Origin of the sequence: Escherichia sp. MOD1-EC5950 (assembly GCF_002965345.1) — a bacterium.
Taxonomy (GTDB): domain Bacteria; phylum Pseudomonadota; class Gammaproteobacteria; order Enterobacterales; family Enterobacteriaceae; genus Escherichia; species Escherichia marmotae.
In genome coordinates this window covers 1-22,379 of the sequence record NZ_PTSR01000003.1, presented here as the reverse complement: position 1 = coordinate 22,379, position 22,379 = coordinate 1, and the positions used below count along the sequence as shown (strand labels likewise).

Sequence of the window (22,379 nt, the reverse complement as noted above, 5' to 3'; positions counted from 1 at the left end):
CATCCACCGTCCTCAGGATACAAAAAACCTGCCGGAGCAGGTTTCTTGTTATCTGAACATATTGCCTGGCGGTACATCTTTGAACGTCTTGCAATAGTTATTAAACATACTTTTCAGGATTTTGCGCAGTTTCATCGCGGCACTCCGACCATTTGTTATGCAGGTGTTATCGTCTTTGCACTTATAATATGACAATCATCACAAAAATCAATCTTTATGTGACCCGAATCACATAAATACCCCTTTAATGTTATAAAAATGATAACCATAAAGTCACCGCTAACTGTCTGACCTCTGGAAAAAGCAAGGAATAGCACCGATACGTCGTCTTTTCTGTCCATAGCCTGGTCGTATCCGCAAGTACAATACCTGTTTCTTCTTCCTCTTCAGGCAGTGACATGAAACATCTGATAATTGTTCTTTCACTTTTAACATTAGCGGGCTGCACCGTAACTCGTCAGGCTCAATTGAGCGAAGTCAACGCCACGAGCGGTATTGTGCGCCTCGTTTACGATCAGGCATTTTTACAAAACGCCCGTACTGACAGCTATCTCAATCAGGAAATAGCGCAACGTGCATGTCAGCAGGCAGGGTTTACCCGCGCCATTGCATTTGGGCAACCTGTAAGTAACTGTAGTGTGTTTGCGGGGTCGTTATGTCTGAATACGGAATTTACACTGTCGTATCAGTGCCAAATTTTAATACCCTCGACTTATCAATAAAGACCTTAATCAGCGAGGGAGGCTTCGCTGGTTAATTGATGCCATAAATAGCAGTAATGCGTTTTATTCCCATTCGTATTTTTAATAATTGAATTTAATATTTTACCTTTTGCAAATAATAAAATAACAAATTATAGTGGCGCCACAGAAACAAAAATAACCTTTGTGGAGCACTATCATGCTGAAACCAGAAATGATTGAAAAACTCAATGAGCAGATGAACCTGGAACTGTACTCTTCGCTGCTTTATCAACAAATGAGCGCCTGGTGCAGCTACCATACCTTTGAAGGCGCGGCTGCGTTTCTGCGCCGTCACGCCCAGGAAGAGATGACGCATATGCAGCGTCTGTTTGACTATCTGACCGATACCGGAAACTTACCGCGTATTAATACTGTTGAATCCCCGTTTGCTGAATATTCTTCACTTGATGAATTATTCCAGGAAACTTATAAGCATGAACAATTAATCACGCAGAAAATTAACGAACTGGCTCATGCTGCCATGACCAATCAGGATTACCCGACATTTAATTTCCTGCAATGGTATGTTTCTGAGCAACATGAAGAAGAGAAATTGTTCAAATCGATTATTGATAAATTAAGCCTGGCAGGTAAAAGCGGCGAAGGTCTTTATTTCATCGATAAAGAACTCTCTACCCTCGACACGCAAAACTAATCTTCTCCGGCGGCAGATTTTCTGCCGCCGTTGCATATCAGTGACGGCAAATTTTACTTGTATCGGTTGAGAACCCTTCTTCGCTGGGAATAAATTTACCTTTCGCCGCCAGAAACGCCACCAACTCGCCCGCAGTCATCCCTTCTGCTGAGCAGGTATGAAAACGCGCCTGTTCACCAAAACGCGCTTTAATCGCCGCCTCCAGACTGGCGTGCGTATATTGCTCACCTGATTCAATCATCATATTTAACACTTCATGACCGTGAATAGATTCCATCGTTCCTCCTCAAAAAAGGCATAGCGTAGCGATAGCCGCTCATCAAGGCTTTGCGCCAGCGCAGTTCTGAATGCATTTTATCGTACAGTTTTATTTACATCTAATGTAACGTCGATTTGACGAAAAATGTAGAATGCCTTAACCTGCGCCGCAGATATCACTTATAAAGATCGTCAGGACAGAAGAAAGCGTGAAAAACAGAACTCTGGGAAGTGTTTTTATCGTGGCAGGAACCACAATTGGCGCGGGTATGCTGGCAATGCCGCTGGCAGCGGCAGGTGTCGGTTTTAGCGTCACGTTAATCTTATTGATTGGGCTTTGGGCATTGATGTGCTACACAGCGCTGTTACTGCTGGAGGTGTACCAGCATGTCCCGGCAGACACCGGTCTGGGCACGCTGGCAAAGCGCTATCTGGGGCGTTATGGGCAGTGGCTGACTGGCTTCAGTATGATGTTTTTAATGTATGCCCTGACGGCGGCGTACATCAGCGGTGCAGGTGAATTACTTGCCTCCAGCATCAGCGACTGGACAGGCATTCCAGTGTCGGCAACCGCTGGCGTGTTGTTGTTCACTTTTGTTGCCGGTGGTGTGGTTTGTGTCGGGACGTCGCTGGTCGATTTGTTTAACCGCTTTCTGTTTAGCGCCAAAATTATTTTTCTGGTGGTGATGCTGGTACTGCTGTTGCCGCATATTCATAAAATGAATCTTTTAACCCTGCCGCTGCAACAAGGACTTGCGTTGTCTGCGATCCCGGTAATTTTTACCTCGTTTGGCTTCCACGGTAGTGTGCCGAGCATCGTTAGTTATATGGATGGCAACATTCGCAAGCTGCGCTGGGTGTTTATTACTGGTAGTGCGATCCCTCTGGTGGCGTATATCTTCTGGCAACTGGCGACGCTGGGCAGCATTGATTCAACAACCTTTATGGGGCTGCTGGCTAATCATGCCGGGTTAAACGGACTGTTACAGGCGTTACGCGAAGTGGTGGCCTCACCGCATGTCGAACTGGCGGTGCATTTATTTGCTGACTTAGCCCTCGCAACATCCTTTCTCGGCGTAGCGTTAGGCTTATTTGATTATCTGGCAGATTTGTTTCAGCGTTCAAATACCGTTGGAGGGCGACTGCAAACTGGTGCAATTACTTTTCTGCCGCCGCTGGCGTTTGCGCTGTTTTACCCACGTGGCTTTGTGATGGCGCTGGGTTACGCCGGTGTGGCGCTGGCGGTGCTGGCGTTAATTATCCCTTCCCTGCTGACCTGGCAGAGCAGAAAGCATAATCCACAAGCTGCTTATCGAGTGAAAGGTGGCCGTCCGGCGCTGGTGTTAGTGTTTCTCTGCGGCATTGGCGTGATTGGTGTGCAATTTTTGATTGCGGCAGGATTGTTACCCGAAGTGGGATAATCGCCTTGATAACAACGTTGGGTGCCGGAAACATCTCCAGCACCCAATATGCCCTCTTAATGCAGGCAGCACTGCTTAAATTTCTTACCACTGCCGCACGGACAAGGATCGTTACGGCCCGGCTTTTCTTCTGCTTTGATCGGTTGCTGAACAGGTTTTTCCTGCGGATGCGCCATCCAGTAAGCATGTAAATCAAGCGCTGCCAGTCGAATGGCTTCTACGCTTTCTTCAAATGCTTCTGGCGACAACTTCTCTACCCGCGCAAAGTTTTCTTCTGTACCGTGTAGAGCTATCGCCTCAAGCGCCGGTTTTAACGAATCAGGCAATGCCGACCAGTCAGTGAGGGCAACGCCACGCATATAGCCAAAGCACCACTCCTCAACAATCGTCAGCTCGCTACCGTCAACTTCTCGCAGGCCAAACAACGGTTCAAACTGCTCAGGAAATTCGTTCAGACGTTCTGCGGTATCGGCCATATGTTGAAAAGCCAGATTCATAAAGCGCGTCATCTCTTTTTCTGACGCCCAGCGCGGCACATAATCCGCCCCGCCCCAGACAGCAACCAGCCACTGTTCTGGTTCAATTTCTTGCGGAGAACTCAACACCGCCGTCAATAAACCGTCCAGCTCAGCCACATCAAGGATGGCGTGTTCAGTGTTGTATTTGGTCAGGATATCATCCAGCCATTCCAACTCACTTTCGTTTAACGGTCCAGTTTTCATACGCTTTTCCTTGTGGATCTCGACTCGCCAGCGCCTATCTTACATGTCGGTCTGGCAGAGAGATACTTTTTGCGTGGATTACCCGGTGATTAAAAATAAGAGGGGTGTAACGACAAGTTGCAGACACAAAAAAACCACCCGAAGGTGGTTTCACGACACTGCTTATTGCTTTGATTTTATTCTTATCTTTCCCATGGTACCCGGAGCGGGACTTGAACCCGCACAGCGCGAACGCCGAGGGATTTTAAATTGTTCGTTTTGTGCAATAATTTCAAATGATTATGGTAAATTATCCGGACATAATGGTGTGTGTGAATATCAAATAATCATATAGTTATGACACGTCTTACTCATCATCTTCTGAAGGTTTTTGGCAAAAAATGGTGATGTTTTGCGCCTTGATGTGACCAAACAGTCAGGAGCAAAGTGAGGTAAAGGGGTATGAGAAAAACTCACATACCCCAACACAAATTAAAACGCAGTTGGGTGAATGCCATATTCACCGTTTGATCCATACCCTATGCGATACATCAAAGTACGATCTGTTGTCACCTTGCCCGCCTGCTCACTCATACCACCGCCACACACCCCTTTAGGCCACGCGCTGAAGACATGATCACCAATCGTTGGGTATACAACGACTTTCTGAGCTGTACCTAAATCTGCCACCTCTTTACCATCAACATAAACACGGGAAAAGCACGCGCTTCCAAAGAACCCCGAGTCACGCTTGATGATCACCTCTCCCGTACCGTCTCGTTTTTCGAGTAACGCGGTACTGATTATTTGTTTTTCAGGAACAGGTGTGGCTTGTTCATTTGAGACAGGTTTTGTAGCACAACCGACAAGAGCAAGCATAATCCCACAGGCAAGAGCATTTTTAACGACCATGTTTGAAAACTCCCAATATTAAAAATTGTCAGCATCTAATGATAACAACGTCCAGCACCAGAGGCTCTTCGTCCTCCGGCTAACACCTAAAAATAACGCAGGTGCCGTTTGCAGTCGACTGTCGTTAATACTAAATTGATGCCCACAATCTGACTTCGTATACACCCGATATTAATGCCATTTCATTAACTCCAAAGACAGCAGCGCCGAGAATCCGTTTTCAGCCTGTATCAGCGTATTAATTATCCAGTGCCTGTCCTCTTCGCTTCCGCCCCCGGGGCCGTAACTTTACATTCTGCAGTCAGCGATACTAAATCAAGCGTCGCTGGCCTCGTGTATGTCATAGAAAACTTTTTTAGCCCCCCCCCTTGAGCCCTACTGGTGCAGCTTCCTTCGCGGCGTCCAGGGACGGCTCAACAGCAGACTATTCAATGATGCACATCCGGCAATTACTACATACACATGCAACATAATTGATAGGTGGTGTTGATTAACATACTAACAGTAAAAAGCCCACCGAAGTGGGCTAGAAATTGAGTCTTGGTTCATGTTATGCGCGTTTTCTTGTGTGTAATTGAATTTTAATCTTTACCCACGTATTCCTTATTAACTTATTTGCTGGCATTTCAATTAATTTAAACGAAATAACAGAGACAAATACGGAGCTGATTAAGCAGCTAACTATATAAATAGTGACATCACGCACATCGTTTTTGTTAGGTTGTATTATTTCTATTAACTTAGATACTATCATCCAGTGGAACATGTAGAAAGAAAATGAAGCTTCTCCAAGCAAAATTAAATATTTATTTGCAAGAATACGAGAAATAACCCCACCATTAAAGGCAAACGCAACAACAATAGAAGCCATGCAAGGGATATATAAAAGATCATATTTAACATTCATATTGCCCACGTAGTTTGTTGCCACATAAATTGTTAACACTAGAAAAATAATTGAGCCAAATTCCATTGCGCTACACGCCACAACTTTTGGAGTAACAGGCTTCGAAAGAAATATTCTACATATAATAATGCCAAGGATGAAATCTGTAATCCTGAATACAGGATTTATATAGAATAACCAATGCAAGGAAATTCCTGTTGGTGGTTGTATAAGGAAGTAAACATTTACAGTCTGAACGGCAGCAAATAGAAATACGAGATATTTGGTTTTGCATTTAACGAGTAGGCAAAAACAAAAATAAAAGAACATTTCGCATGAAATGCTCCATGATACAGGATTGAACGAAAAGTAATAGCCTGCATCAGGTATGAATGATTGAAGTAGAAATGTATTATAGAATAAAGCTTCTTTGTTTGTAGATCCCCAATTATTTGCATAGCCGAATAAAAACAGAACACAGACCAGTGAAACAAGATGAACAGGGAATAGTCTGGCCAGACGATAGATAATAAAGTCTTTATTGCTAAACATCCCCTCAGATAAATGCTTGCTAAAACTGTAATTAATAATAAAGCCAGAGAGGATATAGAAGAACGTTACGCCAACATACCCATTAAAAAAGTATTTTGCAGCTATGTTGAACTGATGTATTGAGGACTGAGACAAAATTCCCAGATGGCTTACAAACACGCCAAGGGCAGCAAACATCCTCAATGAAGTAAGACTATGTATTATATTGCTTTTCTTAGTCATAACCATGCCAAAATATGTGTAGTTTCTGGCAGGGTAGTTTCATATAGATGCTATGTCAATGACAGGGAATCAAAACTCCTGCACATCGGCGTTAGCGGAGATGGTCCAAATTGATTTAGGTGAGCCATTGACTCCTATCATTCTGACCTTCGTGCCACCACCACTAGCCGATGGTGCGACAAGGTTGGTTGCTGATGGACTTATAGCCCAATCACCTCCGTTAATTATCACGCTGGTTTCTGCAAGGCCCGCATTGTCTACATAAATGATTGGGGTTGTTGAAATTGGGTTTTTCTGACCTATAGGCAAAAATCCATTTATAATTAAAGATGGTCTGAAAGACGGATCTCCTTGAACTATTACTCTTAACTGCCCGCCCTTTACTTCTTCTGTTGCGCACGTATTCATGACAATACAATAAGGGTTCATGAAGCTAAATGCAAAGCAAGTCGTTTCTCCAGCCATTGGAGTGCAATTTTCTGCAGTACAGTTTGTCATTGTTGTATATTGCATTCCTGACAAAATAAAACCAAACTGATAACCGCTTATTTGAACAAGACGCATGTCCATTGATGTACCAATTACCCTTATCTGACCGCCACGAAAATCCTCAAAAACGATCCCACCATACCCCTTCCCTGCATATTGAGGGAATGCAACCATTTCCATGACTCCTGAGAATGGACAGTATGAATAACATCCAATATATGCGCATTCAAATGAACATTGCCGAACTACAGGTGCAGCAGCCTTCCCAAAAAACAACCCATAATAATTTCTGTAGGTGTCAACGTTTGATTGGTCAAGTCCCTGTCTACGAAACATACAGCTCTCAATTCTGCCGTTAGAGCAAAATGAATCCATTGAAGAGTCAGCAAGATCCCAATTATTTGGAACAAAACCTACCAATGCGTCCACAGATAAAACTGTGGTTCCATTTTTTTATAATTAAAAATATTGTTAGTTGTTTTATAGAAAACCGTAGCTTCAGCCTTTCCGTGGCCTCGAATCCCCATATTATTATAAATAGGGACCATTTCGCTTGTGTTAATATTCCCTGCGGGTGCATCCAGGATAACTTTATTCATCTTTGCATACTGTGTGGCCTTCGTAATTGCCTCCGCATTATCTGTAGCCCCGTCCGGCTTGACACCCCAGAATTGCATATCGTATGAGGTGAAGTTAATGCGTCGCCACACAATCGACCCTGTGTCTGGTTTAATTACAATACCACCATCATCAGGCCATGCCTGGACATTATCGACTGACTCAAAAAAACCGCCGCCAAGATGAGTTTCTGCATGTGACAAGCTGGCTGCTGAAACAACATATACAATCATTCCGGCTGAAGCAGGCGCCTGCGCACGTAATTCAGTCAGATTAAGAAAGTGGCCAACAGTATCAAAACCAGTTTCCCCCCCTGAGCAGCGTTAGCGGCATAAAGATCGTCAAGAGCACCCTCTACAGTCGCGCTGCCATAGCCAACCAATGCAGCCTTACCTCCAGACGCCAGATCGCTACGCAGCGAAGCATCACCAACGTCAATCCACGCTCCCGGCCCAACCCCACCTGACGTTTCCGGCGTAGCTCCGGCTGGAACCGTCTTCGGCAATTCACCGTCCCAGCGATAATATTCTCCGTCACCCTCTGGCGCAGGCCAGTGAAGAGCCTGATTCCGGAGCGTGATCTCAGCACCGATCTGAAATGAGTCAACCAGAATATAACCGTAATTAATTATCGCCTGATTCGCATCACTCTCGAAATCATTAATCGCAGCATTGCTATCGTTGCTAAATTTATCGATAGCATCCTTGCCATTCTGGTTAAACGTATTTATTGCATTCTGACCGTTTTCGATGAACTCGTTCGTTGCGTCGGTCGCCTCTTTATTAATTCCGTACCAGGTTTTCAGATCTTTTCCGAACCGGTCTTTTGTTGTTGATTCCTGTTTATGAACAAGTTCATCAATGATTTGGGCGTTGTTGCTGTAATCTTTAACCGCATGGGACGGCACAGGATTATTGGTGTTGTAACGTGTGGCCATAATTTTTCCATAAAAAAACCCGCACAGCGGCGAGCATTGGTGAACAGGAGTTATCTGTTAATCGTATTCGTACACTCGTTCATCATATTGAGTGAGCGAGATCCTGGTTTGTGAAGGGTCACTTCCAGGCCCTTTCTCAGTAAGCGTGAAATCCATAGGTTCACTGGCAACTGAAGGCGTCATAATGAAACGACTGCCAAGCATGGAAGTAATGCCGTCGGCGGTATAAGCCTTGCTGAAATCAGTACTGAAGGCGCTTTTATTACCATTTACTGGCAATGCGCTTATCCATGCTGAAGGGTATCCGTACTGATCTGTGATACTGACTTTGTATGTTTCCCCACTTTCAAAAATGAGAGTTTCAGAAGTGGTGAACACATTACCGTCAATTGACAATATTTCACCGCTGGCAATCGCCTCATCGTAAACGTCAGCCCAGCGCACCCGATCACCAAGCGACAGCATCCACGCATCGTTAAGTGCCGTATCCTCCACACTCAGTCGCTGATAGATAAGTCGCCTCGCTTCAAGCTGCGCACGATTCATCGCCTGGTCTTTGTTGCGGCACCCGGCAAGCTGGATTTTATAGGGGCGATTTGAAGTGCCTTCCACAATACGTTTGCGAGACGCGTCAATGCGTAATCGGATGTACGCCTTTTTATCTGTGCCATCATCATTTGTATCCGTGGCGTCCACCCATTCCAGTTCAATCCCATCGTAACTTGTCGGCAGGTGTCCCTTATACTGAAGCGTACCGCCATCATCGACGTTCGCCAGATTACGGGCATCAAATTGCGCAGAGATAATGCTTTTCTTCTCGTCACGCACAAAACGCCACTTCAGCCCGTCACGAAATACCGTAACACGCGCTGCATTACATATGGTTTGCAATCGCTGACCGAGTGAGATGTCTTTGTCATCGAATGAGAAATCGAACCATCCCATGCGCTCATTCTTGTTTTTAAGGGATCGACTGATACTGTACAACGCATCAAGATCCAGCTCACTGGCAGCGCGACCTGCAATCCTGACAAACGAATGAAGTACTGCATCAGCAAAATCACGGCTTGGGGTCAACGCACCTACCACCCCAGATCCGTTCCATGTAATCGTTTTCCGTGTCACCTCAGCATTAAATTTTCGGTCTTTAATGCCGGTTGCCTGTTCCGTTGCTGGAGTAACGCAGCGAATTAATGTGTCCTGCACCCGAACATTTCGTCGAACCTGAACTGAATAAACTTCTTCCAGTTTGGCCTGGTCAGTAAGCTGATCGCTGCCGTTATTAGTGCGAGAAATACGGAATGCGTAGCGCCCACGCCCGGCTTTCGGGATAATCTTGCGAGTGAAATACTGCCCTTCATACGTATCATTGCTATAGGAAAAAGAATCTGATTCCTCTGTCCCCTCAATCACATTATTGTCTTTGTCTACCCGCCACCACTCAGCGTTTAAATTTGCGGTTCCGTCCAGTCCGCGCTGAAAAATGACGTTGTACCAGATTTCATCAGAATCAGAAGCCATGATGAACGGCCCGACAAATAACGCCTCCATATCCTCAATTTTCAGGTAATCACCTGTAATGACGCCATCAGCCGGGAAGTCGTTACTTACCGTTGCGTTATCTATGCCAATATCGTAATAGTTCTCTGGAGCGATAATATCTCCATTATCTGACTGACCAATACTGACGATCTGTCCACTGACCTGAAACTCCCCTTTCTTCGTTGTTGTCTTACCGTTGCCGCTGACAACTGAATATTCAAGATTTACCGTCAGTCTCACATTAATCGGCTTTGATTTATCGACAAAATATTGAAAATCAGCGCTTTTAGGTACCGTGAAAGACATTGCCTTACTGCCCTTCGCATACTCAACAGCAACAATATTGTTTGTCGTCGCGCTATACAGAACCGTGTCGCCCAGGTTTGGCGGTGTAATTTCCTGGCCGTCAACGTCCGGTGATTCAGCTGCGTCATACAGTATTGGAATGGTGTCGCCGGGGTTAAATATTTCATACGACGCGCCACCAATGGTGCTCAGTAATGTGTCTGCATATTTGACGTTTTCAAATTCATAATCGCCAATCCCAACGCACAACACCTCGGTTACGTTTTTAACGTTGTTTATATATTCAGATAAGGAGGGAGCCACAAGGTCGGGAAAGGCGCGGATCTTACCGTAAATATCCGGAACTGCCTGATATACCCGTGCGACGTTGGTTTGTCCTGTGAGATCGTTATTAGGTGAATCTTTCTGCGAACCACTGGAGTTGGGGATTGTGGGCTTAGGCATCAGCACAACCGTAGCAACTGCCGCCACGATGGCCACAATCAGCATGGTGCCAATCCCCTGCTGTCGGATGATGATTTCCAGGTGATCCAGCGGCGTCGCGAGGCGCGACAAGTCAACTTCAAGTGGGTTAATTTTGCAACCGTTCCATGTAATCAGCGTCGTGCTGGCATCAAGCCCGCCGGGAAAGTGCTTTGCGATATTATCTTGCAGGGAAAGTGAATAATCGAACTCATAAACATCCTTACCAGCAAACCGCGTGGATCGCGATAAATTACAAGCATCGGCCCCCCTCCCAGGCATAAAAAATCATTTCCCCTCGATGAAACCGTCTGAATGTATCAAGTCGGTCGCAGCGCACCTGCCCCTCATGTTGCGCATCACCTGCGGCGTGTAAAACATATTGCCCATCCACAACCACGCCAACGTGAGAGGCCACGCCCTGCTTAAACAACATAAATGCAATACAGTCACCCTCGGGGGATTCAACGCGCCGCCATTTACCACTCTGGATTTGGCGTTGAAATCCGTCGGTGATTTTGATTTCGCCGCTGGAATACCCCTCAACACAGGGCAATTCCTCGCCGTAGACATAGCGAAAATACATAACCACCACGCCCCAACAGTCCATCGCTCGCCAGCTACAGGCGCGATCAACCCACGGCAGGCCAACGGCGCGCCGGATAAATTCATCTTTTGTCATTAAGGAACCTATATGTATGTAAGGCTGGGGTAGCGATCGAGATCGTAGACTTGGCTCATATTGAGGATCATCGGGTTATCGTCGGATGCCTGCACCTGCAATGTGTCTCGGCTAATACGGATACCGTCTTCGGTCACGTAAAGCGACCAATTTTGAATGGGGTTATTCGGGTCATCCTCTGTGAATTGCTGCAAACATAGAGTGATAGGTGCCGCCAGCCAGTCGAACGGGTCCATCGCCCGTATGATTGCCTTAAATTCATCGCCCACCAGCGGACGGCTAAACTTCACGCTGACGCTACTAACCGGGTCTTTCCCTTGTTCGGGCTTGTCAATTTCCATTGAGCAGGCGCGGTAGGTATTACCGTTGAATGTCATGTCGCTGAAGACATTGGCGACCAGTCGTATCGGATCCTTAAAGGCCGGGTGCGTAAATGTTACAGTATCAAATTCTGCTGCTGGATTTTTCTGGCTCCAGTACGCCCGCTGCTCATCAGTGACAGGCATCATGCTTCCTATGGATTATTTGGCCAGTACCAGTTAACAGCCGGATCGAGAATGCTGCGATACTTCCAGATATCCGGATCAATCCAGATGTCGTCAGGGAACTCCGCCGGGATAACAAGTTTGCGGGCAAGGATTTGCGCCGTATACGTGAAAACCGTACCAGCTTCGCTGGCTGGTAGCAGTGAGCCAGGCAGAAACATTACTTCGTGATCAACAATCCCAAACTCTGTTGCAATGGGTAGAATGAAGTTTTTGCGCCCACGGTCAATGGCGTTTTCAAACCACGACCAGAATATGGTTGCATTGTCTCCAGCGAAGATAAATGTGACGTCCCAGATAACCGGCACGTCATCACTTAGCCGCTTGCGATATGGCGGACCACTGCGTGGATCGGATAACTGAAAAGCTGCCGACTGATTGCGCGCTTTACTGGATTTTTGAATTGTGTGAAGACCTAACGGCCATTTAATTTCCGTTGCCATTATTGTGCCTTTCCTGTGGTGTTCCAGCTATCAGACAATGCACGAGCAACTACCCCCGTATGCGAGCGTAATTGCCTTGCGACTTCGTTCACTGCGAGGGTGATAGTTTTCGTGTCCGGATTAAAACCCTGATTTTCTACAACGGTTCCCGCTGCCGTATTGTTAATGACAATATTTACAGGAGATGAACTATTTCCGCCCTGCATATCTCTGTTGCTGACAACTCGTCCGTTATCGCCGGGGATCATGTACTGACTGCCGTTGCTGGCCTGGAATATTTCTGGCTTGCCGTTTTCACCTACGCGATACATTGAGTTAGCGGAAACCGGGCCACCGTTGTAGCGAGCGCCAGCGACGGACAGCATTTTTGTAAGTCCCATTGTTGAAGCGATCCCCGTCTGAGCTGCTGCGGCATTTGCACCAAATGATGCGAGCGAAACCATCGCCGCTGCCGGGCTGTATGCTGCGGCAATGGCAGGCCCTGTTATTGCAGCCTGCGCAACAGAAGCAGCACTGGCTGACTGCCCTATCAGCATGTTTTTAAGTGCCTGGACACCCATCTGAACTAAAGCACCAACGGCCTGATCAAGAATTGTTGAAGCCATATTTCGTAGCGCATCTGTTGCTGACTGCGTTCCGGTAATAATGCCGGTGATTGCGTTGGTGGTTCGTTGCCCGACTGCGTCGATCATATCCATCGTAAAGTCATTCAACACTGATTGCGCACGGTACTGCTGCTCCAGAGCTGCCAGCCTCTGTTCCTCATACTGTGTTTCCTGAGTATTTTTTAACGCAAGAGTATTTGCGTTAATAGCGGCTGACTGTGCAGCAGCTTCACTCTGACTTAGCGACTCATTAGCCAGCCTTGCATTTACGATTGCAAGCGCAGCCTTGTTGTACTCATCAATGAGTATCAGTTTCTTTGCGTTCTCATTCGCCAGTTGCTGAACGGGATCAACCTGCGCCGCAAGTTCCTGTTGAGGCGTTACCACCTGCTGCGACTGAATTTTTGCGAGGTTAGCCTGGTGTGTTGCTGCCAGTCTTTCCGAGGTTTGATTGTACTGCTCCTGGCTTATTTTCTTCGCAGCCAGGGCGGTATTCAGATCTTCAACATCCTGTTTGTAACTGGCGTTCTCTGCTGCTTCAGGGAGGAGCTTTCGGGCCGCTGCTTCAGCTTTTATGGCGTTGGCTGTATCCCATTTTTTTGCTGCATACTGACCAGCTAATACGATCTGCTCTTTGGTTGCACCTTTACCAAGAGACTGCTGCGCAGTCAGCATGGCCTGCTCACGGCTCAGCTCATTTGTTGAGTCGGCTGCGAGCTCCGATTGCTGCTTGAGATTCGCTAACTTCTGAGCAACAGAATCAGCCAGTGAAATGCTTTTCTTATGTGTTGACTGGAAATCTTTCTGCGCCTGCGTATTTTTGTACGTAGCTGCGGCGTCGTTCTCCATCTGTTTGGCGTGCGGATCGTCCTTCGAAAATCCCGCATCTTCAGCGGCATACTGTGCCTGCAGGCGGGCCCGAGCCTCACCCTGTAGTTTTGACAGGGCAAGGTTACGTCCGGACTGCTTGATAAGGTTTTTCTGTCCGGCGGTCAGGTTATCGGTGGACTGATTCAGGCTGTCTACATTGATCTTCGCGTTGGCTGCCTCTCTCGCCAGATCAACAAGCTTACCCGCCAGTCCTGCGATGGCCGACTGCCCGTCAGTGGATGACGACTTCATGTCCTGGAGTTTTTTCGCCAGCTCCTGAAGTGCTTCCGGTGATGGGTTATTACTCAGATTTGACAATTCTCTTGCCAAATCAAACGCAGCTTGTTTGCTTATTCCAAGTCGGGATGAAAGTGTATTCACCGTTGATGACAGCGAGTTTACGATGCCAGATGCGTACTGCCCCTGACTATTGGCCTGCTGAATTGCCTCTCCCCATTCCTTCGAAGTGACCCCGAGAGCGGACAACTCGGCGTTGAATTTTTTGATGCTCGGCGACGCCCCGCCAACGGCGGCAATCGCACGGTCGCCGAACGTAATAAAAGCATCAGATGCTTCGCTTATGGCCTTCGGTATCTTGGAAATGGCCTGGTTATACTCAAGCAGCGCCTGATTACGGAGCAGCGTTGCAACGTCAGCGTTTACACGCGCAAGGGCCGCATATTTATCCGAAAGAGCGGCTACACCTTGTGATGATACGATGATCACCTTGTCCATTGCCTCGGCAGCCTCTTTCAGCGCAACCATGGCATTCTTGCCGCCATTCAGCGACGTAATCAACACGCCCGCGAGGACAGAACCAAGCGCAATTATAGCCCCAACCACCGCACCGCCAGGGCCGAAAATCCCGGCAAGCTGAGATCCTTGCTGCGAGAGCGCAACAAGAGCAGACTGACCACCCTGCACCTGAACAATGAAGTCCTGAACCTGGTAACCGGCCTGCTGTACGCTGGTTTTCCAGTTGACGTGGCTTTTTGTGCCTGTATCGACACTGTTCTTCATGTCGTACAGTTGCCCGGTTAATTGGGCTATTTTCTGCTTATCGGCATCAGTTGCACTTGCTCCGGCTCGTAACTGAGCAGCCAGAATTGCTGCGCTGCGGGCTCCGTTGGTTTGCTGTTCGCTCAGGATAGCTATTTGATTAGAAAGGTCAGATGTGATTCCGCTGATACGGTTCGCTTCATTTGCCTGCTGCGCAAGTTGCTTAGCTGCCTCCGCTGATGCCGCAGATGCAGATTTTTGCGCCTCCCGCATATCAAAAAGAGCACCTGCAAGCTGTGCAATTTTGGCTTTTTGCGCGTCAGACGCACCTTCACCAGCACTAAACTGAGCAGCAAGTATGGCAGCACTTCTGGAACCAGTTTGCATCTCAGTATTCAGAATAGAGACTTCCTTCTCTAGTCCGGATATTGATGATTCTGTACGTTGGGTTGCGGCCGCCATCGATGCGGCTGATTTAGCAGCCTTAGCGGAGGCGGCGCTAAGATCATAAAACACGCCTGCCAATTCGGCGATAGTGCGCTTTTCTTCCTCCGTAGCATTGGCACCAGCTCTTAACTGCGAGGCGAAAACTGCTGCGCTTCTGGCTCCGTTCTCCTGGGCTTCCTCAAGTATTGCGACCTGGTTACCGAGTGCTTCAATTACTGCATTGCCACGATTTAACTCACTCGTGGTACTGCTGACACCAGTACGAGCCTCCATCATCGCGCGCGCAATACCGCTCACGCTGGTGTTCAGCTTACGAAGCTGATTGTCCATTGAGTTAGCATAACTGGCCAGTTCAGTAAACGTGGTGCCGGTTTGCGACGCGCTCTGGTCCAGGTTACTCATCCCTCTTCCAGACTGCTGGGCTGCAGTATCCAGTTTGTCCAGTGCATCAATGGCCTGCTTCCCGCCCTGTAGCAGCGGTTTGACATCTGCGCTTATTTCATAAACGATACTGCCGACGTTCTTCTCATCTGCCATGTCATTCTCCGGGCAATAAAAAACCCCGCCGGAGCGAGGTGGTCTTGTTACATCGTCATACATCATGAAGGCCAGGAGTCGCTCACCATAACTGAATTGACAAAACTGGCTGGTGAAGCTCCGCCTTCAATGCAAAAATAGTAAGATATTACTTTCTATAAATAATCTCAGAGGGCTAATTATGGCATTAACAGCAGAAAAACTTCGAGATGGTTGTCAGTCGTTGGTTCGTGAACTCACCCGACTTGAACAACTTAACAGGCCTCTTACCATTGCTAATTTGTATGATTGGTCAGAACAACAAGCGTTTATATCAAAAATCTTCAGCGAATATAGAGAGAGTATTAAAGGTCTGCATGCGCTTGATCCGAGAAGTGAGTATTTAAATGACGATTTGCTTGATTACCTGGAAGATGCTTTCGATCGATATACTAACACTATCACTCCAGAGACATATGGCGTTGTAGATAATGCATATCTTCTGGCGATAAATATCCTTTTTGATATATCTCGTGAAGCTGACGATTTGCAATATTCACATCATGAATAACACAAGCGCAGCACCTGTTTTGGTAACTTAATAACCGTCGCCTCCTTAACCAAGAGGGGGAAAAAGGTTAATCTGAATGTATTGAGCATATAAATGTTGCCTCGGCAAACATTTAGCTACTTACAGAACGCTTAATGTTTCCGGGGCTTTCTTCTATTACCTGCCGTCGGCAAATTCTTCTGACATAAATCCACTACGCCTTCATCGCTTCCAGTTTTTGCATTTTCCGCTGCTCGTGCGCAGCCATAATGCCATCGTACTCATCGCGGGTGAAGCCTTTCTCTTCAGGGTATTTCGCTTTAAGCATTAACTGAAATGCGGTCATTGTGAGCTGTTCCGCTTCGGCGCGTGGAAGTCCAAAGTGTGAACGTGCGGCGGTGATATACTCTACAGCCCGAAAGCCTGCCGTATAAGTCTGCTGATTCTCGTGCTTTTGCAATCTGCGTAGTGGCGCTTTGCCCATAACGCCATGCTCCAGTAATTCACGCGCAATAATCAGCATATCGGTATCCGGTATCAGGCCGTGTTGACGAGTCAAATCATCTGCCAGCTCCCCCACCAGCGTTGTGGCATCCCTGTCACAACACGCCTGAATTACCGTCATTGCGGCGTTAAGCATTCGCCTGGATGCCGTTCCGCTCACAGATTCCACCAGCCATGGTGACGGCACTCCCTGCAACTCCGCAGCGCGCACCAGTACACCAAAATCTCTGCCGTTAATGATGGAGTACGCCTCCACAATTTCTTCCGGAGAGCCGATTCGGGTCAGAGCGATAAAAGACGGACGCAAAAAAAAATCATCGTCGCGTGTTGATATCACCATTTCGCCGATATCTGTAAGTGCGTCCATACTCTCACTCGCTCGTTACAGTGACTGCACAACTGGATGTGTATTTCCCGTCGTCACTGGTCACGGTTACCGTAGTCGAGCCCTCCGCTACTGCCGTTACGGTTACAGTGGAGGCTGCTACGCTGGCTGTAGCAATTGCAGGCGCGGCGGTAGCCAGGGTGAAATTTTTGTTTGTCGCGTTTGCAGGGAGAAAATTCACGCTGAATGTACCGCTTTCTCCCACTTTCAGTCCGAGTGAATTGGGCGTAACCGCTATACTCGTCACAGCGATATCACCGTCATCCGTTACAGTAACGCTGTCAGCATCTGCGACTTTGAATTCAGCCGAGAATGTCGCGATATCTCCAGTGCCAAATTCTCCGCTCCACGCTGTGGTATTCATGTACGCCGTGATAGTAATAGTCGCAAACGACAGACGAACCCACACGGACAGCTGGCGACCCGCTTTTGTTTCCTGCAGGTAATAGCGAGTCATATACGCCGGACCGAAATCACCAGGCTTATCACGCTTACGCCATTCGCCGTCACCAGAGATGGTGAAGTCCACGCTGGTTACCAGTCCCTCAACAAAGCCTTTCGTGTCGTCTGCTTCTGACGTTACGGTGTTTGGAGACAGGTCAAACGATTTGGTCGTCATCGCCCCCAGGATCTTCCAGTCGGCTTCCTGCGGCACCGTGTCCGGACAGCCCTCGACAACCTCAAGCACTGCGTTGCGCCCAATTAATTTTCCATAGTCATTCTGGCAACTAGCCATAAAAACCTCATTCATTATTCATAAATAAAAAAGCCACCCGGGGGGCAGCCTGTATATTGGAGAGAGTTTGTTGATCAGGATGTGCAGCGGAACAGCAAAGAGATAATCGTTCGGCCCTCTTCTGTACTGGCGGGAGCAGGAATACCACCCAGATTAAAAACTCCGTTCAGACAATCGTTATCAGGATGTTCGGTGATGTAATCCAGAATATCCTGCGCTCGCTGAACGACTGTCTGCGCATCGTTCTTGCCACTGACCAGTACCACCTGCACATTATCGTCAGCCCCTAAATCCTGCAGCCGTGCTGTACCTCCATTCGGCTGAAAAACAATGTAGCGAGTGAAGCCGCCGTCAGATGGTTGCTCCAGCCAGCGCGCAAGCTGAATGGTGTAGCCATCTGCCAACCCCGCACCAACCAGCCAGTCGCGAAATTTAATGAATACTGGCGTACTCAAAGGCGCATCTCCTCTGCTACTGCTCTGTCAATCTGGTCGCGCATTTCGTCAAACCCTAACTTCAGGAACTCCTTCTTGGCCGTCGCGCGCCGGAACTGTTGTTTCACCTGCGGATCGTGGACGAACATGGCGTAGCCCGCTGAATACCCAACGCGGCCCGTAACCCGGTTTTGCCCCGGACGAACATCGCGAAACTGAGAGTTGATTAATGTTGACGTGTCGATGGGGGTATACAGCGCAGCCTGCGCCCCTCCGATGTACAACGCTTTATAAATAGCCCGAACAGCTTTTTTCCCCTGGATTGTGTCTATCAGTTGGTCCAGCCGTTTTTTTGCCCGGTTAATACCTTTAACTTTTGCAGCCATTACGCCCCCGTTACGAGCATGAAGTCATCAGCCACCCGGTCAAATGTATCTGCGTAGCGGATAACCGCCTTAACTTCATCGGCCCCGGCAGAAATCGGATCTGGCTCGGATGATTCACCAATGAGAGCAAAATCCCCCAGACTCGCTTCAGCGTATTCAGTCCAGATGGTGTTTTTAATTACCACCTCCTGTCCGGCATCACTGACCAATGGCGAGGGTAATTTATTATCCCCGCCGTAATCGCAGGTAATAACAACGGGCGCAGAATATGCGGGCTTGCCCCACTCATCCACGCCACTACGCTTCCAGATGGTCGCTTTTGCCGTATAAGACCAGTTTGCCGTAGCTGACATTATTCCCTCCATCGCAACACGATCGCACCGGTAGCGCGGATTTTTGGACAGTTGATAAACCATTCACCGTCGCTTTTGACGTAACCGGTTGTCTCGCGCCCGGTATCGGTCATTACCCAGACGCGAGTAAATGACCGTGGGAGCGAATGTTTTACAGATTTCCACGTCATTAACCCCCTCCCACAACCCGGAAAAAACCGACACCATCACCAGCACTGATTGGCAGATCCGCCGAGCATCCGGCAGTATCCAGTTGACCTAATGATTCCCGCAGCCAGATGGCGGCATCCTCACCGTATTCAAATGACCGGCTCGCCCCGCTGGGAGCACCTTGTGATTTCAACCGTCTCGCTCCTGATGACATACACATAAGCGCAGCGGCGTACATCAAAATGAGCGTTTGCGTACATGAGTCATAGCCGTTCGCCTCAAGGCAATCGGTTATTGAGTTCACGCGACAGAGGATTGGATCAAGGAGTGCGGCAGGTATTGAGTAGCCAAGTTCGGCAAGGAACACGTTAATCTGATCAGCGGTGATTCCGCTGTCAGCCATAATTACGCCTTTTTGAGTTTAGCTTTCAGGTCGGCGTTTTCTTTCGCCAGGGCGTCTTTTTCGCTGGTGACTTCGGCAATCTGAGCGCGTAGTGATTCATTCTCCTGAATCAACGCTTCGTGCGCCTTTTCCAGATTTTCAGAAGGGCCGACAGAATCAGCCGCAGGAACGGCTTTTCCTGCGAGCCAGGCCGGGAGTGATTCATCTTCATAGATTTCTCCTTTTTTCAGTTCGTGACTGTCATGGGTTAAAACCCAGCGTTTTTTATCGGTCATGGTGATCCCTTATTTGGTGAATTGAGCGTAGCCAGCCTGGCCTTCTGCGTCGTGCTTGTACTGCACGGAAGCTGCGGCCATGACAGTGAAGATGTAGTTATCTTCCGGATTCTGTCTAGATTTCGGGCGCGTAGTCGGAGGCATTCCGTTCAACACTTTCACAACATCACTGCGCTTAACAATTGCCAGTACTTCATTTACCGGGACTTTGCTCGCAGGGATGATTGCCTTGACGTTGGGAATTTCCATCAAACGCGCCAGAATAGTTTTCGGATAACTCGCCGTGTAATCGTTGGTGCTCGCGTAGAACCAGTCATCGTAATTCAGATAAATGGTGACCGGGGCACGGAAATTCTTAGCCATGATGGCTGCTACCACCGCCTTAATTACACTTAACCAATTCGCGCCAGACGCGCCATTCAACGTATAACCATGAGTACCTGTGGCGCGATATGGCGCTGTGCGAAGACCGTAAATCGTCGCTCCGCCAACATTGATGGTGGAATCGCCATTAATAGCCAGATCTTCCAGTTTTTCAGCAATTTTTCGCTGATGGTTCATGATTCCGTCAGAGTCGAGTGAATACCCCTCAGTCTGAGCAGATAACATCTGGCGCCATCCGTATTCCAGCTCCGAATCGATGATTGGAACCGGCGTACCTTCATACGAGTGAACTGGCTGATCGACTTTCGCTTTGCTGCGGCCGTCCAGGCTGATATTGATATCACCGGAATCTGACAGCATCTGGAAGAAATGCACGATTTTACCCAGTGGTACAGTCTGCGAAACAGTTCCCGCCAGGTCATTAAACACCGCAAGAACATCGCGTTGCACTTCAACAAAAGAGCGGTCCCATGCCCCCCAGGCATCCTTTGGTAACGTGGATGCGTTACCAATAATCCCCTGATTTAACCCAAGCACATTACCGTCACCTGAGTTTGCCGCAAGAATGGCGCCGCCCACCTTGTTAACCTTATATCCCGCCCGCAGTGCCATATGCTCCTGCTCCATGTCCCAGTGGCGTCGGGAGTTAATGATTAGCTGTTGCTGTTGTGGTGTAAATTTAAGCATGATTTTCCTTATTTAACGTAAGCGGAATTGAGGATCACGATGTCGCCAAATCCCTCAGCGGACAAAGTGCGATTGGCTTTTTCGTCAAAAGCAGCGACAACGACATCTCCGGACGCAGCCGCTTTAAATACGCCGTTCGCACCAATGGTAATCTCCTGTCCGACGCCGTAAGTAGCTGCGGCAAGGCGCACATTAAATTCATCTTCAGCGCGTACCCGGTAAGCGGTTGCTGTTTCATGCGCCGTGTAGGCGGTATCGATGTCCTGGCCTAAAAACTCGTTATTACCGAGAATCAGCCAGCGTCCGCTTTTTGCGGAACCGGTCGTAAGCAGCTTGCCAGCGGAAATGATGACCGCCACACCTGGTTTATACGCACCAGTAACCTGTATGTTTGTAGTATCCGGCTGACGATATGCCGGACCGCGATAAATTACGTTTGCCATTATTTTTCCTCCGCGATTTTATTCAGGTCGTAGTCTTTCCACTGGTCGTCCTGATTGACGTTGAATTGTTGAAAGCCACTGTGAATAGGAGCGGCAGTGACGGTTTGCGCAAACATCTCATCAAGAGCAGCACCATCAAGGGCGTTTACAGCAATGTCTGTCAGACCAAACTTTGTTTTAACTGCCGACCGTTTGCTGTCAGAGTCTTTTTTCGAGTTAATGGCGATAGATTCCAGTTGCGTTACGAACGGCTTGAACCACTCAGGTATGGACTCGCTGTTATTAGCTTTTTTCTTCTTCTCTTCTTCCTCCTCTGCCTTTTTCTCTGCATCCTCCTTTTTCTTTTTTGCAGTCTCTTCAAGCTGTGAGTTATAAGCCTGAAGCAACTGTTCATCATTCAGACCATCAACGGTTTTACCCGCCGCCTTCAGCGCGTTCGCAATCATATTTTTCATTGGGTTTTGGTCCTCTTTCGCGCCGACAAGCGCCTTTAGCTGGTTAAAAATAAGGGAAAGCGTTGATTCCTCATCCGGCTCACTTGCCTCAGCCAGATTGACGCATTCAATTTCTGACTTGCTGCCGTCGGCATTAACAAAAATACCGACACCTTCTTCCGGAGTACCTGCTCCCGGCTTATCGAGCAGGATAGCCACATGGTCGAACTGCAAATTAGTGCAAATTTCGTTATATCGCTTGCGCTTTGATTCGCCGTTAGTAGCGATCGAACAGAAGTCCAAGCCGGTAGAAATATGGATGGGCTCCACGTTTTTCTCGGCCGCCATATCGTCAAGGCGCTCAACCTGTCACGAACGGTGCAATAGTGATCCACACCCAACGCCTGAAATCAGATCCAGGGGGTAATCTGCTCTCCTGATTCA

The 22,379-nt window shown here is 48.0% G+C and carries 28 protein-coding genes and 1 tRNA gene; 4 read left to right on the top strand and 25 right to left on the bottom strand.

Features of this window, described 5'->3' with window-relative positions:
- Window positions 1-48: 48 nt before the first annotated feature.
- Window positions 49-135, bottom strand: coding sequence for a stress response protein AzuC (gene azuC, locus BEA93_RS04655; RefSeq protein WP_010723106.1), 87 nt, complete (start codon window positions 133-135; stop codon window positions 49-51).
- Between the two features lie 263 nt (window positions 136-398).
- On the opposite strand from azuC, the gene yecR reads away from it, so the two are divergent.
- Window positions 399-722 (top strand): YecR family lipoprotein, encoded by a 324-nt coding sequence (gene yecR / locus BEA93_RS04645; RefSeq protein ID WP_000681531.1) that lies wholly within the window; start codon window positions 399-401, stop codon window positions 720-722.
- Between the two features lie 178 nt (window positions 723-900).
- Window positions 901-1,398, top strand: a complete 498-nt coding sequence (ftnA, locus tag BEA93_RS04640) for a non-heme ferritin (RefSeq protein WP_000917208.1) — start codon at window positions 901-903, stop codon at window positions 1,396-1,398.
- A gap of 37 nt (window positions 1,399-1,435) precedes the next feature.
- Here the strand turns inward: ftnA and BEA93_RS04635 are convergent, their stop codons facing one another.
- Window positions 1,436-1,675 (bottom strand): YecH family metal-binding protein, encoded by a 240-nt coding sequence (locus BEA93_RS04635; RefSeq protein WP_000443798.1) that lies wholly within the window; start codon window positions 1,673-1,675, stop codon window positions 1,436-1,438.
- Between the two features lie 190 nt (window positions 1,676-1,865).
- Between BEA93_RS04635 and tyrP the strand changes: the two genes are divergently transcribed.
- Complete coding sequence (tyrP, locus tag BEA93_RS04630) at window positions 1,866-3,077, top strand: tyrosine transporter TyrP (protein WP_000797551.1); 1,212 nt, start codon at window positions 1,866-1,868, stop codon at window positions 3,075-3,077.
- Between the two features lie 56 nt (window positions 3,078-3,133).
- Here tyrP and yecA read toward each other — a convergent pair whose 3' ends face one another.
- The 12 genes from yecA to BEA93_RS04585 form a co-directional block, all read right to left on the bottom strand.
- Window positions 3,134-3,799: a UPF0149 family protein YecA gene (gene yecA, locus BEA93_RS04625; RefSeq protein WP_105224425.1), complete on the bottom strand. Its 666-nt coding sequence runs from the start codon at window positions 3,797-3,799 to the stop codon at window positions 3,134-3,136.
- A 194-nt stretch (window positions 3,800-3,993) separates the two neighbouring features.
- Window positions 3,994-4,098, bottom strand: a tRNA-OTHER gene (locus BEA93_RS25205).
- A 172-nt stretch (window positions 4,099-4,270) separates the two neighbouring features.
- The gene (locus BEA93_RS04620) at window positions 4,271-4,690 is read right to left on the bottom strand and encodes a hypothetical protein (protein ID WP_088170490.1); all 420 of its coding nucleotides are present in this window, start codon (window positions 4,688-4,690) and stop codon (window positions 4,271-4,273) included.
- 550 nt (window positions 4,691-5,240) lie between these two features.
- On the bottom strand, window positions 5,241-6,350 hold the full coding sequence (locus BEA93_RS04615; RefSeq protein ID WP_105267625.1) for an acyltransferase family protein: 1,110 nt from the start codon (window positions 6,348-6,350) through the stop codon (window positions 5,241-5,243).
- A 69-nt stretch (window positions 6,351-6,419) separates the two neighbouring features.
- On the bottom strand, window positions 6,420-7,019 hold the full coding sequence (locus BEA93_RS25200; protein WP_157945142.1) for a hypothetical protein: 600 nt from the start codon (window positions 7,017-7,019) through the stop codon (window positions 6,420-6,422).
- Window positions 7,020-7,252: 233 nt separating this feature from the next.
- A complete protein-coding gene (locus BEA93_RS25195; RefSeq protein WP_157945141.1) occupies window positions 7,253-7,690 on the bottom strand; it encodes a hypothetical protein in 438 nt (145 codons plus the stop codon).
- 35 nt (window positions 7,691-7,725) lie between these two features.
- Window positions 7,726-8,394, bottom strand: a complete 669-nt coding sequence (locus tag BEA93_RS26305) for a hypothetical protein (RefSeq protein ID WP_157945140.1) — start codon at window positions 8,392-8,394, stop codon at window positions 7,726-7,728.
- A 57-nt stretch (window positions 8,395-8,451) separates the two neighbouring features.
- Window positions 8,452-10,731 (bottom strand): host specificity factor TipJ family phage tail protein, encoded by a 2,280-nt coding sequence (locus BEA93_RS04605; RefSeq protein ID WP_157945139.1) that lies wholly within the window; start codon window positions 10,729-10,731, stop codon window positions 8,452-8,454.
- A 226-nt stretch (window positions 10,732-10,957) separates the two neighbouring features.
- Window positions 10,958-11,386 carry an NlpC/P60 family protein gene (locus tag BEA93_RS04600; RefSeq protein ID WP_105267618.1) on the bottom strand — a complete coding sequence of 143 codons (429 nt, stop codon included), beginning with the start codon at window positions 11,384-11,386 and terminating at the stop codon, window positions 10,958-10,960.
- Between the two features lie 8 nt (window positions 11,387-11,394).
- A complete protein-coding gene (locus BEA93_RS04595) occupies window positions 11,395-11,895 on the bottom strand; it encodes a DUF1833 family protein (RefSeq protein ID WP_105267617.1) in 501 nt (166 codons plus the stop codon).
- Between the two features lie 5 nt (window positions 11,896-11,900).
- Complete coding sequence (locus BEA93_RS04590; protein WP_105267616.1) at window positions 11,901-12,374, bottom strand: hypothetical protein; 474 nt, start codon at window positions 12,372-12,374, stop codon at window positions 11,901-11,903.
- Window positions 12,374-15,832, bottom strand: a complete 3,459-nt coding sequence (locus tag BEA93_RS04585; protein ID WP_220388190.1) for a tail protein (tape measure) — start codon at window positions 15,830-15,832, stop codon at window positions 12,374-12,376. The genes BEA93_RS04590 and BEA93_RS04585 overlap by 1 nt, the downstream gene beginning before the upstream one ends.
- A 181-nt stretch (window positions 15,833-16,013) precedes the next feature.
- Between BEA93_RS04585 and BEA93_RS04580 the strand changes: the two genes are divergently transcribed.
- Entirely contained in the window at window positions 16,014-16,382 is a 369-nt protein-coding gene (locus BEA93_RS04580) for a hypothetical protein (protein ID WP_157945138.1), read from the top strand.
- 193 nt (window positions 16,383-16,575) lie between these two features.
- On the opposite strand, the gene BEA93_RS04575 is transcribed toward BEA93_RS04580, so the two are convergent.
- The 11 genes from BEA93_RS04575 to BEA93_RS04525 form a co-directional block, all read right to left on the bottom strand.
- Entirely contained in the window at window positions 16,576-17,232 is a 657-nt protein-coding gene (locus BEA93_RS04575) for a DUF6246 family protein (protein ID WP_105267614.1), read from the bottom strand.
- Between the two features lie 4 nt (window positions 17,233-17,236).
- Entirely contained in the window at window positions 17,237-17,986 is a 750-nt protein-coding gene (locus BEA93_RS04570) for a phage tail tube protein (RefSeq protein ID WP_105267624.1), read from the bottom strand.
- Between the two features lie 74 nt (window positions 17,987-18,060).
- Complete coding sequence (locus BEA93_RS04565; protein ID WP_105267613.1) at window positions 18,061-18,441, bottom strand: phage tail termination protein; 381 nt, start codon at window positions 18,439-18,441, stop codon at window positions 18,061-18,063.
- A complete protein-coding gene (locus BEA93_RS04560; RefSeq protein ID WP_105267612.1) occupies window positions 18,438-18,806 on the bottom strand; it encodes a hypothetical protein in 369 nt (122 codons plus the stop codon). Before BEA93_RS04560 ends, BEA93_RS04565 begins: the two co-directional genes overlap by 4 nt.
- On the bottom strand, window positions 18,806-19,159 hold the full coding sequence (locus tag BEA93_RS04555; RefSeq protein ID WP_105267611.1) for a hypothetical protein: 354 nt from the start codon (window positions 19,157-19,159) through the stop codon (window positions 18,806-18,808). Before BEA93_RS04555 ends, BEA93_RS04560 begins: the two co-directional genes overlap by 1 nt.
- Window positions 19,159-19,329, bottom strand: a complete 171-nt coding sequence (locus BEA93_RS04550; RefSeq protein ID WP_105267610.1) for a 50S ribosomal protein L13 — start codon at window positions 19,327-19,329, stop codon at window positions 19,159-19,161. The genes BEA93_RS04555 and BEA93_RS04550 overlap by 1 nt, the downstream gene beginning before the upstream one ends.
- Window positions 19,329-19,712 (bottom strand): DUF7370 family protein, encoded by a 384-nt coding sequence (locus tag BEA93_RS04545; protein ID WP_105267609.1) that lies wholly within the window; start codon window positions 19,710-19,712, stop codon window positions 19,329-19,331. The genes BEA93_RS04550 and BEA93_RS04545 overlap by 1 nt, the downstream gene beginning before the upstream one ends.
- Window positions 19,713-19,714: 2 nt before the next feature.
- Complete coding sequence (locus BEA93_RS04540) at window positions 19,715-19,987, bottom strand: hypothetical protein (protein WP_105267608.1); 273 nt, start codon at window positions 19,985-19,987, stop codon at window positions 19,715-19,717.
- A 9-nt stretch (window positions 19,988-19,996) separates the two neighbouring features.
- On the bottom strand, window positions 19,997-21,058 hold the full coding sequence (locus BEA93_RS04535; protein WP_105267607.1) for a major capsid protein: 1,062 nt from the start codon (window positions 21,056-21,058) through the stop codon (window positions 19,997-19,999).
- An 8-nt stretch (window positions 21,059-21,066) separates the two neighbouring features.
- Window positions 21,067-21,501, bottom strand: a complete 435-nt coding sequence (locus tag BEA93_RS04530; RefSeq protein ID WP_105267606.1) for a hypothetical protein — start codon at window positions 21,499-21,501, stop codon at window positions 21,067-21,069.
- Entirely contained in the window at window positions 21,501-22,283 is a 783-nt protein-coding gene (locus tag BEA93_RS04525; protein ID WP_105267605.1) for a hypothetical protein, read from the bottom strand. Before BEA93_RS04525 ends, BEA93_RS04530 begins: the two co-directional genes overlap by 1 nt.
- Between the last annotated feature and the right edge of the window lie 96 nt (window positions 22,284-22,379).